The sequence below is a fragment of the Curtobacterium sp. GD1 genome, from assembly GCF_020882855.1.
Lineage (GTDB): Bacteria > Actinomycetota > Actinomycetes > Actinomycetales > Microbacteriaceae > Curtobacterium.
The window spans coordinates 33188-47417 of record NZ_JAFEVQ010000002.1 but is presented as its reverse complement, the minus strand read 5'-3'; the positions used below and the strand labels follow the sequence as shown (position 1 = coordinate 47417).

Annotated in this window: 9 protein-coding genes; 8 read left to right on the top strand and 1 reads right to left on the bottom strand. The window is 71.0% G+C overall.

All coding sequences use genetic code 11. The features are described 5' to 3' along the window. The first annotated feature begins 192 nt into the window (after positions 1-192). The 5 genes from lgt (at position 193) to JSX79_RS01805 (ending at position 10240) form a co-directional block, all read left to right on the top strand. Positions 193-1191 carry a prolipoprotein diacylglyceryl transferase gene (gene lgt / locus JSX79_RS01825; protein ID WP_083294946.1) on the top strand — a complete coding sequence of 333 codons (999 nt, stop codon included), beginning with the start codon at positions 193-195 and terminating at the stop codon, positions 1189-1191. A gap of 288 nt (positions 1192-1479) precedes the next feature. Next, positions 1480-5997, top strand: coding sequence for a glutamate synthase large subunit (gltB, locus tag JSX79_RS01820; RefSeq protein WP_071296364.1), 4518 nt, complete (start codon positions 1480-1482; stop codon positions 5995-5997). Next, positions 5990-7447 carry a glutamate synthase subunit beta gene (locus tag JSX79_RS01815; RefSeq protein WP_229084977.1) on the top strand — a complete coding sequence of 486 codons (1458 nt, stop codon included), beginning with the start codon at positions 5990-5992 and terminating at the stop codon, positions 7445-7447. The genes gltB and JSX79_RS01815 overlap by 8 nt, the downstream gene beginning before the upstream one ends. A 140-nt stretch (positions 7448-7587) precedes the next feature. Next, a complete protein-coding gene (gene pyk / locus JSX79_RS01810) occupies positions 7588-9033 on the top strand; it encodes a pyruvate kinase (RefSeq protein ID WP_070416231.1) in 1446 nt (481 codons plus the stop codon). Between the two features lie 127 nt (positions 9034-9160). Then, complete coding sequence (locus JSX79_RS01805) at positions 9161-10240, top strand: VIT1/CCC1 transporter family protein (RefSeq protein ID WP_071296287.1); 1080 nt, start codon at positions 9161-9163, stop codon at positions 10238-10240. Positions 10241-10280: 40 nt separating this feature from the next. On the opposite strand, the gene JSX79_RS18550 is transcribed toward JSX79_RS01805, so the two are convergent. Continuing rightward, positions 10281-10820, bottom strand: a complete 540-nt coding sequence (locus tag JSX79_RS18550) for an HdeD family acid-resistance protein (RefSeq protein WP_070416229.1) — start codon at positions 10818-10820, stop codon at positions 10281-10283. 178 nt (positions 10821-10998) lie between these two features. Between JSX79_RS18550 and JSX79_RS01795 the strand changes: the two genes are divergently transcribed. From JSX79_RS01795 to JSX79_RS01785, 3 genes are read left to right on the top strand one after another with little or no spacing between them, the layout of a single operon-like run. Continuing rightward, on the top strand, positions 10999-12540 hold the full coding sequence (locus tag JSX79_RS01795; RefSeq protein ID WP_071296289.1) for an aldehyde dehydrogenase family protein: 1542 nt from the start codon (positions 10999-11001) through the stop codon (positions 12538-12540). After that, complete coding sequence (locus JSX79_RS01790) at positions 12540-12995, top strand: DUF779 domain-containing protein (RefSeq protein WP_229084975.1); 456 nt, start codon at positions 12540-12542, stop codon at positions 12993-12995. Before JSX79_RS01795 ends, JSX79_RS01790 begins: the two co-directional genes overlap by 1 nt. A 45-nt stretch (positions 12996-13040) precedes the next feature. Further along, the gene (locus JSX79_RS01785) at positions 13041-14216 is read left to right on the top strand and encodes a GAF domain-containing protein (protein WP_229084973.1); all 1176 of its coding nucleotides are present in this window, start codon (positions 13041-13043) and stop codon (positions 14214-14216) included. The last annotated feature ends 14 nt before the right edge of the window (positions 14217-14230 follow it).

Genomic DNA, 14230 nt, shown 5'->3' with positions numbered 1-14230 from the left:
ACCCCGTCGGCCCACCTGCACCGCGGTGCGGGTGAGCGACGCGTCCGCCCCGCACCGCGCCTGGCGTCGGTCACAGTTTCCACAGGACCGGCCCCTCGGTTCCTGCCGCACGCACCTCCCGCGCTACAGTGAGCGGGGCCGACGGCACGTCGGCACCGCGCCCAGCCAGCACCGAAAGGCGACAGCACCTCCATGCCCCTCCTGAGCATCCCGAGCCCGAGCACCGCGTGGCAGTACTTCGACCTGACCGCCTGGCTGCGCGACGCGTTCGGTTGGTCGCTGCCGCTCGACTTCCGCATCCACGCCTACGCGATCTGCATCCTGCTCGGGATCGTCGCCGCGGTCATCCTCGCGAACCGCCGGCTCAACGCGCGCGGCGTCGAGCGCTGGATCATCATCGACATCGCGATCTGGGCCGTCCCCGCCGGGATCATCGGCGGTCGCCTGTTCCACGTGTTCACCCACGTCAGCGACTACTTCGGTCCCGGGCGCGACCCGCTGTCCTTCCTCTACATCTGGGAGGGCGGCCTCGCCATCTTCGGCGCGCTCATCCTCGGTTCGGTCGGCGCCTACATCGGCTGCCGCCAGGTCGGCCTGCGGTTCACCGCGTTCATCGACGCCGTCGTGCCGGGCGTGCTGCTCGCCCAGGCGTTCGGTCGCCTCGGCAACTACTTCAACCACGAGCTCTTCGGAATGCCGACCAGCCTGCCGTGGGGCCTGCAGATCGAGTCGTCGAACGCGGCGTTCCCGAAGGGCCTGCCCGAGGGCACGCTCTTCCACCCGACGTTCCTCTACGAGATCATCTGGAACGTCGTCGGCGTCGTCGTGATCCTGCTGCTCGACAAGAAGTTCCGCCTGCAGTGGGGCAAGGTCCTGTCGCTCTACCTGATCTGGTACGGCATCGGTCGCTCGGTCCTCGAGTCCATCCGCGTCGACACGAGCGAGACGTTCTTCGGCATCCGGACGAACGTGTGGATGTCCTTCGCGGCGATCCTGCTGGGCATCATCATCTTCCTCGTCCAGTCCAAGCGGCACCTCGGCAAGGAGCCGAGTCCGTACCTGCCCGGTCGCGAGCCCCGCTCGAAGTCCGGGGTAGACTCGGACGACACCTGGTCAGAGTCCGACGACGACGCTCCGGCGGCCGTCACCGACTCCGATCCGGTCACCAGCAGCACCGCTGGCCGCGCGTAGGAAGCACCCCTCCTGCGTGACCGATCCCGATCGGTCACGAGTGTCAGCAGTACCTCCCGGACCCACCACAAGCGGGTCCGACACCTCGCACGCCGCCAGGGCAACTCACTGACGGCGGGCACGGGCACCAGTTCCGCCCACGTGTCGCGGAACGCACCACCGGGCCACCGCTGTCCCTGTTCCACTCCCTCGTGAGGACGGTTCCCCATGGCGCTCCAGCCACCCCAGTCCCCGGCGGCACTCGTGCCGCCGCACCGTCGGTTCTCCGCGATCCCGGACGCCACCGGCATGTACGACCCGGCGAACGAGAAGGACGCGTGCGGCCTGGCGATGGTCGCGACGCTCCGCGGCACGGCCGGGCACGACATCGTCGACGCCGCCCTCGGTGCGCTGCGCAACCTCGAACACCGGGGCGCGGTCGGTTCGGACGCCGGGACCGGCGACGGTGCGGGCATCCTCTGCCAGGTGCCCGACGAGTTCTTCCGCGCCGAGGTGTCCTTCGATCTTCCAGCAGCGGGGGAGTACGCGGTCGGTACCGCGTACCTGCCCGTCGACGAGGACGACCGGCACGCGGTGAAGGGCGCCGTCGAGCGACTGGCGCGTGAAGAGGGCCTGCGCGTCCTCGGCTGGCGCGAGGTCCCCGTCCGACCCGAGGTCCTCGGCACCCTGGCCCGAGCGGCGATGCCCGCGTTCGAGCAGCTGTTCGTCGCCTCGATCCGGCACGACGTGCACGGCGCGTCGTGGAGCGGCGTCGCGCTCGACCGCCAGGCCTTCCGCCTCCGGAAGCGTGCCGAGCACGACACCGAGGTCTACTTCATGTCGCTGTCGAGCCGGACCATGGTCTACAAGGGCATGGTCACGACGCTCCAGCTCGAGCCGTTCTACCCGGACCTCAGCGACGAGCGCTTCGCGTCGAAGCTCGCGATCGTGCACTCCCGCTACTCCACGAACACGTTCCCCTCGTGGCCGCTCGCGCAGCCGTTCCGCACGCTCGCGCACAACGGTGAGATCAACACCGTCCGTGGCAACCGCAACTGGATGCGGGCCCGGCAGTCGCAGCTGCAGAGCGAACTGCTCGGCGACATGGCGCCCCTGCTGCCGATCGTCAGCCCGGGCGCCAGCGACTCGGCGTCCTTCGACGAGGTGCTCGAGCTCCTGACGCTCACCGGCCGGTCGCTGCCGCACGCGGTGTCGATGATGGTCCCCGAAGCGTGGGAGAACCAGGTCGGGATGGACCCCGAGCTCCGGGCGTTCTACGAGTACCACTCGATGCTCATGGAGCCGTGGGACGGCCCGGCAGCCATCACGTTCACCGACGGCACGCTCGTCGGCGCCACCCTCGACCGCAACGGCCTGCGCCCCGGTCGCTTCCTGGTGACCGACGACGGCCTGATCGTCATGGGCTCCGAGACGGGCGTCATCGACGTGCCGGCCGACAAGGTCGTGCGCAAGGGCCGGCTCCGTCCCGGCCGGATGTTCCTCGTCGACACCGAGGCCGGTCGCATCATCGAGGACGACGAGGTCAAGCGCGAGCTGGCCACGTCCGGCCCGTGGGGCGAGTGGCTCGACGGCGGCCGGATCAACCTCGGTGACCTGCCGGACCGCGAGCACATCGTGCACACGCCCGCTTCGGTGACCCGTCGGCAACGCGCCTTCGGCTACACCGAGGAAGAGGTCCGCATCCTGCTGCGTCCGATGGCGCAGACCGGAGCGGAGCCGCTCGGTGCGATGGGCTCGGACACGCCGATCGCGGTGCTGTCCCAGCGTCCCCGGTTGCTCTTCGACTACTTCACCCAGCAGTTCGCCCAGGTGACGAACCCGCCGCTCGACTCGATCCGCGAGCAGGTCATCACCTCGATGGGCATGGGACTCGGGCCGGAGCGCAACCTCCTGAGCGCCGGCCCCGAGCACGCGAAGCAGATCACGCTCGACTTCCCCGTGATCGACAACGACGAGCTCGCCAAGATCCAGCACTTCGAGACCGAGTCCGGTCGCCACCTGACCGTGACGATCAAGGGCCTGTACCGCGTCGACGCCGGCAAGAAGGCCATGCAGAAGCGCATCGCCGCGGTCTGCGACGAGGTCGACGCGGCGATCGAGGCCGGCAAGCAGTTCATCGTGCTGTCCGACCGCGACGGCAACGCCGAACAGGCACCGGTGCCCAGCCTGCTGCTGCTCGCCGCCGTGCACCACCACCTGATCCGCACCGAGCAGCGCATGAAGGTCGGACTCATCGTCGAGGCCGGTGACGTGCGCGAGGTCCACCACGTCGCGACCCTCATCGGCTACGGCGCCTCGGCGATCAACCCGTACCTGGCGATGGAGACCTGCGAGATCCTCGTCCGCCAGGGCATGATCAGCGGCATCACGCCGGAGCAGGCCGTCAAGAACGTGATCAAGGCGCTCGGCAAGGGCGTGCTGAAGATCATGTCGAAGATGGGCATCTCGACGGTGTCGAGCTACGCCGGCGCGCAGGCGTTCGAGGCCGTCGGGCTCAGCCAGGAGTTCGTCGACCGGTACTTCACCGGGACCTCGTCGATCCTCGGTGGCGTCGGCATCGAGGTCATCGCGAAGGAGAACGCCGAGCGGCACGCCCAGGCGTACCCGCAGGACGGCGCGGTCCTCTCGCACGAGCGCCTGCAGACCGGCGGCGAGTACCAGTGGCGTCGCGAAGGTCCGCCGCACCTCTTCAACCCGGACACCGTGTTCCGGCTGCAGCACGCGACGCGCTCCCGTCGCTACGACATCTTCCGCGAGTACTCGCAGGCGGTCGACGACCAGTCCGAGCAGCTGATGACGCTCCGCGGCCTCTTCCGGTTCGCGCAGGGTGCCCGCAAGCCGGTCCCGCTCGACGAGGTCGAGCCGATCGAGTCGATCGTCAAGCGGTTCAACACCGGTGCGATGTCCTACGGGTCCATCTCGAAGGAAGCCCACGAGACGCTCGCGATCGCGATGAACCGTCTCGGCGGCCGGTCGAACACGGGCGAGGGCGGCGAGGACGTCGACCGCCTGCTCGACCCCGAGCGTCGGAGCGCGATCAAGCAGGTCGCGTCCGGGCGGTTCGGCGTCACGAGCATGTACCTGACGCACGCGACCGACATCCAGCTGAAGATGGCGCAGGGTGCGAAGCCGGGCGAGGGCGGGCAGCTCCCCCCGACCAAGGTGTACCCGTGGGTGGCCCGCACCCGGCACGCGACCGCGGGTGTCGGCCTGATCTCGCCGCCGCCGCACCACGACATCTACTCGATCGAGGACCTCAAGCAGCTGATCTTCGACGTCAAGCGGGCGAACCCGTCCGCACGCGTCCACGTGAAGCTCGTGAGCCAGTCGGGCATCGGGGCCGTGGCCGCCGGTGTGACGAAGGCCCTCGCCGACGTCGTCCTGGTCTCCGGGCACGACGGCGGGACCGGTGCGTCGCCGCTGAACTCGCTCAAGCACGCGGGCACCCCGTGGGAGATCGGCCTCGCCGAGACGCAGCAGACGCTCATGCTCAACGGCATGCGCGACCGCGTCGTCGTCCAGGTCGACGGGCAGATGAAGACCGGCCGTGACGTCGTCGTGGCCGCGCTGCTCGGCGCCGAGGAGTACGGCTTCGCGACCGCGCCGCTCGTGGTCGAGGGCTGCATCCTCATGCGGGTGTGCCACCTCGACACGTGCCCGGTCGGCGTCGCGACCCAGAACCCCGAGCTCCGCAAGCGATTCAGCGGCAAGCCGGAGTTCGTCGTGAACTTCTTCGAGTTCATCGCGCAAGAGGTCCGCGAGCTCCTCGCCGAGCTCGGCTTCCGGTCCCTCGAAGAGGCGATCGGCCACGCCGACGCCCTCGACGTCGACCGCGCGGTCGAGCACTGGAAGGCGTCCGGCCTCGACCTCGAGCCCGTGCTCAAGGGACCGCGGTTCGACGCCGACGAGCCCCGCCGGCACCAGCGCGACCAGGACCACGAGCTGGAGCAGCACTTCGACGTGCAGCTCATCCAGCAGACGGCCGACGTCCTCGAGCACGGCGGGACGATCGCGCTCGACCTGCCGATCCGGAACACGGAGCGCGCTGTCGGCACGATGCTCGGCCACGAGGTCACGCTCCGCCACGGCGAGAACGGCCTGCCGTCGGGGTCGATCGACGTGACGTTGCGCGGTTCCGCCGGGCAGTCGCTCGGCGCGTTCCTGCCGGCGGGCATCACGCTCCGCCTGGTCGGGGACAGCAACGACTACGTCGGCAAGGGGCTGTCCGGCGGCGAGATCGTCGTGCGTCCCGACGCGGGCAGTGGCTTCGACCCCGCGCAGAACGTCATCGCCGGCAACGTCATCGGCTACGGCGCGACCCAGGGCAGCATGTTCATCCGCGGCATCGTGGGCGAACGCTTCCTGGTGCGCAACTCCGGTGCGACCGCCGTCGTCGAGGGCGTGGGGGACCACGCGCTCGAGTACATGACCGGTGGGCTCGCCCTGATCCTCGGCGAGACGGGTCGGAACCTCGGTGCCGGCATGTCCGGCGGGACCGCGTACGTCCGCGGCCTGCGGGAAGAGCACGTGAACACCGACTCGCTCGCGTCCGGTGAACTCCGGCTCGAGCCGCTCGACAGCGCCGACGTCGAGATCGTGAACGACCTGCTCGCGCGGCACGCTGCCGAGACCGGGTCGACCCTCGCGAGCGAACTGCTCGAGTCCGGTGACCTGAGCGACTTCGTCAAGGTGCTGCCGCGGGACTACGCGGCCGTGCTCGAGACCCGACAGCAGGCCGTCGACGAGGGCCTCGACCCGGACGGCGACGTCGTCTGGAACCGCATTCTGGAGGTGACCGGTGGCTGACCCCAAGGGATTCCTGAAGGTCCAGGAGCGCGAGCTCCCGGCCCGACGACCCGTACCCGTGCGGCTCATGGACTGGAAAGAGGTCTACGAGCAGCAGGAGTCCGGCGCGCTCAAGCGACAGGCCGGACGCTGCATGGACTGCGGCGTCCCGTTCTGCCACCAGGGGTGCCCGCTCGGCAACCTCATCCCCGAGTGGAACGACCTCACCTGGCGCGGCGAGGGCCGGCAGGCGATCGAGCGACTCCACGCGACGAACAACTTCCCGGAGTTCACGGGTCGGCTCTGCCCGGCACCGTGCGAGGCGTCCTGCGTGCTCGGCATCAACCAGCCGCCGGTGACGATCAAGCAGGTCGAGGTCTCGATCATCGACGAGGCGTTCCAGAACGGCTGGGTCACGCCCCACCCGCCGGAGCGCCTGACCGGCAAGACCGTCGCGGTCGTCGGGTCCGGTCCCGCCGGGCTCGCCGCCGCACAGCAGCTGACCCGCGCCGGCCACACCGTCGCGGTGTACGAGCGCGACGACCGCATCGGTGGTCTGCTCCGCTACGGCATCCCGGACTTCAAGATGGAGAAGCGTCAGATCGACGCGCGGCTCGCCCAGATGCAGGCCGAGGGCACCCGCTTCCGTGCGGGCGTCGAGATCGGGCGCGACATCACCTGGGACGACCTGAAGTCCCGGTACGACGCGGTCGTCGTCGCCACCGGCGCCACGGTCCCGCGCGACCTGCCGATCCCGGGGCGCGACCTTGCCGGCGTGCACTTCGCGATGGACTACCTCGTGCAGCAGAACAAGGCGAACGCCGGCACGACCGTCGACAACCAGGTCACGGCCGAGGGCAAGCACGTCGTCGTCATCGGCGGCGGCGACACCGGTGCGGACTGCATCGGGACCGCCCACCGGCAGGGTGCGCTCAGCGTGACGAACCTCGCGATCGGCAAGCAGCCGCCGCTGGAGCGTCCGTCCGAGCAGCCGTGGCCGATGTTCCCGACCGTGTTCGAGGTCACGAGCGCGCATGAAGAGGGCGGCGAACGCCACTACCTCGCGTCCACCGTCGAGTTCCTCGCGAACGAGGCCGGCGAGGTCCGGGCGCTGCGCGTCGCCGAGACCGAGTACCTCGACGGCCGCCGGGTCCCGAAGGCCGGCAGTGAGCGCGAGATCCCGGCGGACCTCGTCCTCGTCGCCATGGGCTTCACCGGTCCCGAGACCGACACGCTGGCGCCGCAGCTCGGACTGCCCGTGACGGTCTCCGGTGCCGTCGCCCGCCAGGCCGACTACACGACCAACGAGCCGGGCGTCTTCGTCGCGGGCGACGCCGGTCGTGGGCAGTCGCTCATCGTGTGGGCGATCGCCGAGGGCCGGGCCGCCGCCGCGCAGGTCGACGAGTACCTCGAGGGCTCGACGATCCTCCCGGCTCCGGTCAAGGCGACCGACCGGGCGATCTCGGTCTGACGATGGACGTCCACCCGATGCCCACCCAGCAGTGAGCGACAGGCCACCGGCACTCGATAGGGTGCTGGTGGCCTCGCTTCGTTCCGCGCGGCCCCACAGCGCGGAAACCCAAGCACCATCCACCACCACGAAGGAATCCATTGAGACGCGCAAAGATCGTTTCGACGCTCGGACCGGCAACGTCGGAGTACGAGACCGTCAAGGAGATCATCGAGGCAGGCGTCGACGTCGCCCGCCTCAACCTCAGCCACGGTGACTACAGCGTCCACGAGGCCAACTACGAGAACGTCCGTCGCGCCGCCGAGGAGCTCGGCAAGCCCGTCGCGATCCTCGTCGACCTGCAGGGTCCGAAGATCCGCCTCGCGAAGTTCGCCGACGGCCCGCACGACCTCGCGGTCGGCGACGTGTTCACCATCACCACCGAGGACGTCCCCGGCTCGAAGGAGATCTGCGGCACGACCTTCAAGGGCCTCCCGCAGGACGTCAAGCCCGGTGACCCGCTGCTCATCGACGACGGCCGGGTCCGCCTCCGCGTGCTCGACACCGACGGCGTGCGCGTCCGCACCGAGGTCGTCGTCGGCGGCACCGTGTCCAACAACAAGGGCATCAACCTGCCCGGCGTCGCCGTGAACGTCCCCGCGCTCAGCGAGAAGGACGAGGCGGACCTCCGCTGGGGCATCCGCCAGGGCGCCGACCTCATCGCGCTGTCGTTCGTGCGCAACGCCGCCGACGTCGAGCGTGCCCACGAGATCATGGACGAAGAGGGCAAGCGCCTCCCCGTGATCGCGAAGATCGAGAAGCCGCAGGCCGTCGACGCGCTCGAGGAGATCATCGACGCGTTCGACAGCATCATGGTCGCCCGCGGTGACCTCGGTGTGGAGCTCCCGCTCGAGGCCGTCCCGATCGTGCAGAAGCGCGCCGTCGAGCTCGCCCGCCGCATGGCGAAGCCGGTCATCGTCGCGACCCAGATGCTCGAGTCGATGATCTCGTCGCCGATCCCGACCCGCGCCGAGACCTCCGACGTCGCGAACGCCGTGCTCGACGGCGCGGACGCGGTCATGCTCTCGGGCGAGACCAGCGTCGGCGAGTACCCGGTGCAGACGGTCCGCACGATGGCCCGCATCGTCGAGTCCACCGAGGACCACGGCCTCGAGCGCATCGCGCCGCTCGGCACCAAGCCGCGCACCCTCGGCGGGGCGATCACGCTCGCCGCGGTCGAGATCGCGGAGTTCACCGAGGCCTCGTACCTCTGCGTGTTCACCGAGTCCGGCGACTCGGCCCGCCGCATGTCGCGTCTGCGCCACGGCCTGCCGATCATCGCGTTCACCCCGAACGAGGCGACGCGTCGCCGCATGGCCCTCACGTGGGGTGTCCGCTCGTTCCTCGTCGAGCGCAAGACCCACACCGACGAGCTCTTCTCGCAGGTGGACGACGTCCTCCTCGAGAACGGCCTCGCCGCCCCCGGGGACCGCGTCATCGTGACGGCCGGTTCCCCTCCCGGCATCGAGGGGTCGACGAACGACCTGCGCGTGCACCGCGTGGGCGACGCCCACGCCGAGGCCGCTCCGGCCTACGTGCGCGACTGACGTCGCGTCGCGTCCCGACAGGGCGCGGACGGGAGGCACGGTGCGGCGACGCACGCAGCCTCCGGTCCGCGCCCTGTCGCGTTCCGCCCCGCGGCCGCGTGACCACGCGGTCGCGCGAGCGGGCAGGATGGCCGGTGTGAGCCTCCAGTCCCGACCCACCGCCCAGCGCACCGACGTCCGACGCTGGCGCCGCTACCTGGCGGACGAACGGGCGGAAGCCGCCGTCTACCGGAACCTCGCCGCCCGGCGACACGGTGAGGAACGCGAGATCCTGTCCGCCCTGGCCGAGGCCGAGGGACGGCACGAGCAGCACTGGCTCGACCTGCTCGGCGACGACGTCGGGCGGCCGCAGCGCGGGAGCCTCCGCACCCGGGTGCTCGCGTCGCTGGCGAAGCGGTTCGGGTCGGTGTTCGTCCTCGCGCTCATGCAGCGCGCCGAGGACCGTTCGCCCTACGCCGACGACGCCGACGCGACCGCGAGCATGGCGGCCGACGAACGGATCCACGGCGAGGTCGTCCGCGGGCTCGCCAACCGCGGGCGGATGCGTCTGTCCGGCACCTTCCGTGCCGCGGTGTTCGGCGCGAACGACGGCCTCGTGTCGAACCTGGCGCTCATCATCGGCGTGAGCGCGTCCGGGGCGGACCGGCACTTCGTCCTCCTGAGCGGCATCGCGGGACTCCTCGCCGGCGCGCTGTCGATGGGGGCGGGGGAGTACGTCTCGGTGCGGTCGCAGCGGGAGCTCCTCACGGCATCGGCCCCGCACCCCGAAGCCGGCCGGGCGGTCGCGGACCTCGACGTCGACGCGAACGAGCTCGCCCTCGTGTACCGGGCTCGGGGCATGTCCGAGGCCGAGGCCCAGCAGCACGCCGACGACGTCCTCGGCGGAGCCGCGGTGACGGGCACGGCGCCGGTGGACGACCACGAGGCCATCGGCAACGGCATGAGCGCGGCGGTCTCGAGCTTCTGCTTCTTCGCGTCGGGGGCGATCATCCCGGTGCTCCCGTACCTGTTCGGCCTCGAGGGGTGGGCGGCGATCGCGGTCGCGGCGCTCCTCGTGGGGATCGCCCTGCTCGGCACGGGCGCGGTGGTCGGCGTGCTGAGCGGTGCGTCGCCGCTGCGTCGGGCGCTCCGGCAGCTCGCGATCGGGTTCGGTGCGGCAGCGGTCACCTACGGGCTCGGGCTGCTGTTCGGGACGGGCAGCGCGTAGCCCTCCGACGACCGACGAGGCCGCGTCCGGCCCACCCGGGCTAGCGACGGACGGCCGCCCGAGGCGGGAGCAGCAGCAGGGCCGCAGCGCCGACGACGATGAGCGCGATGCCCGAGAAGACCATGAACACGGTCAGCGCGAGCCCCGGCGCGACGAGCACGACCACGCCCCCGAGGATCGAGAGCACCCCGCTCACGATCGACGGGACCCGCGACGACCCCGGGTGTCCCACGAAGCCGCCGATCAACGACGCGATCCCCTCGACGATGAAGCCGACGCCGGCGAGCACCGCGTAGACGACGAGCGGGACGGCGGGGTCCAGCAGCGTCACGAGTCCGGCGACCCCGACCAGGCCGCCGACGACGCCGGAGGTCCAGCGCCACACCGGCGGCGTGCCGTGGCCCCGCACCGCGGCGAACACCCGCAGTGCGCCGGCCACGACGAGGTACACGCCGAACAGCAGCGCGACGACGACGAGCGACGGGCGCGGCCAGACGATCGCGACGATGCCGAGCGCGATGGCGACGACCGCGGTGACGATGACGAACACGCGGAACGTGCGGACGGCACGAGAGTCCACGAGCACTCCTCCCTGTCAGGTCTGCTCGGTCCGACGCTACATCGGCCGGCAGCGGTCGGTTCGTCGCGCGGAGGGCGAAGCGCCGCGAAGCGGCGCAACCGGATGCAACCTGCGCCGCCGTAGCGTTCGGGCAGGCGCGGACCCAGCGCCCCGACAGAGTCGTCGAAAGGTGTCCACCATGACCATCGCACCGTCACCATCCACCTACGCCGCACCCGGCGAGGAGGGGTCCCTCGTCTCGTACCGCTCCCGGTACGACCACTACATCGGCGGCGCGTACGTCCCGCCGGCCGGGGGACAGTACTTCGAGAACCCCACCCCCGTCACCGGCAAGGTGTTCACCGAGATCGCCCGCGGTGACTCCACCGACGTCGACCGTGCGGTCGAGGCCGCGTGGAAGGCGTTCCCGGCCTGGGGTCGGACGAGCGTCGCCGAACGCGCCGGCATCCTCAACAGGATCGCGGACCGGATGGAGCAGAACCTCGAGGCCCTGGCGGTCGCGGAGACGTGGGAGAACGGCAAGCCCATCCGCGAGACCATCGGCGCGGACATCCCGCTGGCGATCGACCACTTCCGCTACTTCGCCGGGGCGATCCGCGCGCAGGAGGGCTCGACGGGGGAGATCGACCACGACACCGTGGCCTACCACTTCCACGAACCGCTCGGCGTCGTCGGGCAGATCATCCCGTGGAACTTCCCCATCCTGATGGCGGTGTGGAAGCTCGCTCCGGCACTGGCGGCGGGCAACTGCGTCGTCCTGAAGCCGGCCGAGCAGACACCGGCGTCCATCCACGTGCTCATCGACCTGATCGGGGACCTGCTCCCGGCCGGTGTCCTCAACGTCGTGAACGGCTTCGGCATCGAGGTCGGTGCACCGCTCGCGCAGCACCCGGACATCCGCAAGGTCGCCTTCACGGGGGAGACGACCACGGGCCGGCTCATCATGCAGTACGCGTCGCAGAACCTCATCCCCGTGACGCTCGAACTCGGCGGCAAGAGCCCGAACGTCTTCTTCGCCGACGTCGCCCAGCAGCAGGACGCCTTCTACGACAAGGCACTCGAGGGCTTCGCGTTCTTCAACCTCAACCAGGGCGAGGTCTGCACCTGCCCGTCGCGGGCACTCGTGGCGAGGGAGATCTACGACGGCTTCGTCGCGGACGGGCTCGACCGGGTGCGCGCCGTCAAGCAGGGGCACCCGCTCGACCTGTCGACGATGATCGGCGCGCAGGCGTCGAACGACCAGCTCGAGAAGATCCTGAGCTACATCGACATCGGGAAGCAGGAGGGCGCGAAGCTCCTCACCGGCGGCGAGCGGGCGGACCTCGGCGGGGAGCTGTCCGGCGGGTACTACGTCACGCCGACGGTGTTCGAGGGGGACAACTCGATGCGGATCTTCCAGGAGGAGATCTTCGGCCCGGTCCTCGCCCTGACGAGCTTCAGCGGTTACGACGACGCGATCTCGATCGCCAACGACACGCTGTACGGCCTCGGCGCCGGGGTGTGGAGCCGTGAGGCCACCACGCTCTACCGCGCCGGCCGTGACATCCAGGCCGGGCGTGTGTGGGAGAACACCTACCACCAGTACCCCGCCGGAGCGGCGTTCGGCGGCTACAAGCAGTCCGGCATCGGACGGGAGAACCACAAGATGATGCTGGAGCACTACCAGCAGACGAAGAACCTGCTGGTGTCCTACGCCGAGGGCCCGATGGGCTTCTTCTGATGCCCGACACCGACGACGGGCCGGCCACCGACGACCGGCCCGCCACCGCCCGCGTGGCGGTGACGCCGGCGGCGGGGGAGCTCCTGCGCTCCCTCGCCGCCCGGCACGGCCCGCTCATGTTCCACCAGTCGGGCGGGTGCTGCGACGGCTCCAGCCCGATGTGCTACCCCGTCGGCATGTTCATGACCGGCTCGGGCGACGTGCTCCTCGGCGCGCTCGAGGTCGACGGCATCGCGCCCGTCGAGGTGTACATGTCGCGGTCGCAGTTCGAGTACTGGAAGTACACCCACCTCACGATCGACGTCGTGGACGGTCGTGGCGCGGGCTTCTCCCTCGAGGTGCCGGAGGGCAAGCGGTTCCTCACCCGCTCCCGGATGCTGGACGACGCCGAGCTCGCGGATCTCGGCCTGGTCAACGCCGGCCCTGGCCCGAGCGGGGTGCCGGACGTAGGCTGACCGCACCGATCGCAACGACGCGACGGGGACCGGACAGGAGGGCGCATGCGCGAACCGTCCGGTCTCCGCCCGCTCGTCGCAGCGTCCTGGCGTCGCTCCGCCCGCGTCGACCCCGAGACCGTGCCGACGCCCTCGATCGGCGAGGACGAACTCGACGCCCTCCGCCGTGCCGGTCCGCTCGGCACCGCGCTGCCGGTCGTCCGACGGCTCCTGCTCGACGACGTCCGGTCGGCGGGGTGCGTCGTCGCCCTCGCGGACGCATCGGGTCGGCTCGTCTGGGTGGACGGCGCACGATCCGCACGGCGCGCCGCGGAGGGCATGGGGTTCGTCCCCGGGGCCGACTGGGCGGAGGAACGCGCCGGGACGAGTGCTCCGGGGACCGCGCTCCGGCTCGGACGCGCCGTGCAGATCCACGCGGAGGAGCACTACGCGACGGCCGTGAAGGGGTTCTCCTGCACGGCGGTCCCGCTCCGCGACGCCGCGGGCACGGTGGTCGGCGCGCTCGACATCACGGGCGACGACCGCGCCGTCGAACGCCACACGCTGCCGCTCCTGACGGCGACGGCCGCGGCGGCCGAGGCCGAACTCGCACTGGCGGCGCTCTCGGCCCGGACCGCACACCGTCCGGCTGCGGCCCCGTCCGCCGAGCTCACCCTGCTCGGGTCCGACACCGCGACGCTGCACGTCGGGTCGCGGTCGGTCGCGTTGTCCGAGCGGCACTCGGAGATCCTCGCGGTGCTCGCCGCGAACCCGCAGGGACTGGCCGCCGCGGACCTCGCGGTCGCCGTGTACGGCGACCCGCGCGCCGTCCAGACGCTGCGCGCCGAGGTGGTGCGGCTCCGACGTGTCCTCGCCCACCACGCGCTCGACGCGCGCCTGACGTCCAGGCCGTACCGCCTGGAGGGGATCCGGACCGACGTCGAGACGGTCCTCTCCGCGCTCGACCGCGGGGCGCGCCTCCAGGCCGTCGACCGGTACACCGGACCGGTCCTGCCGGGGTCCGCGTCGCCCGGGGTCGACGACCTGCGCGACCGCGTCCGGTCCCGGTTCCGTGAGTCGCTCCTCCAGGACGGCGGGGTGGACGCGCTGCAGGCGTGGGCACGCACCGCGGACGGCGCGGCGGACGAGCAGGTGCTGCGGGCGCTGCTCGCGGCGTTGCCGCGTCGGTCGCCGCGGCGGGCGGGCGTGGTGGCGGCGATCGAGGCGATCGAGCGTCCCTGAGCGGACGGCTCCGC

Bases quoted from the DNA above. Each gene is read 5' to 3' on its own strand.
- lgt (WP_083294946.1), top strand. From the start codon at position 193: ATGCCCCTCCTGAGCATCCCGAGCCCGAGCACCGCGTGGCAGTACTTC.
- gltB (WP_071296364.1), top strand. From the start codon at position 1,480: ATGTACGACCCGGCGAACGAGAAGGACGCGTGCGGCCTGGCGATGGTC.
- JSX79_RS01805 (WP_071296287.1), top strand. From the start codon at position 9,161: ATGGCCGGTGTGAGCCTCCAGTCCCGACCCACCGCCCAGCGCACCGAC.
- JSX79_RS01795 (WP_071296289.1), top strand. From the start codon at position 10,999: ATGACCATCGCACCGTCACCATCCACCTACGCCGCACCCGGCGAGGAG.
- JSX79_RS01790 (WP_229084975.1), top strand. From the start codon at position 12,540: ATGCCCGACACCGACGACGGGCCGGCCACCGACGACCGGCCCGCCACC.
- JSX79_RS01785 (WP_229084973.1), top strand. From the start codon at position 13,041: ATGCGCGAACCGTCCGGTCTCCGCCCGCTCGTCGCAGCGTCCTGGCGT.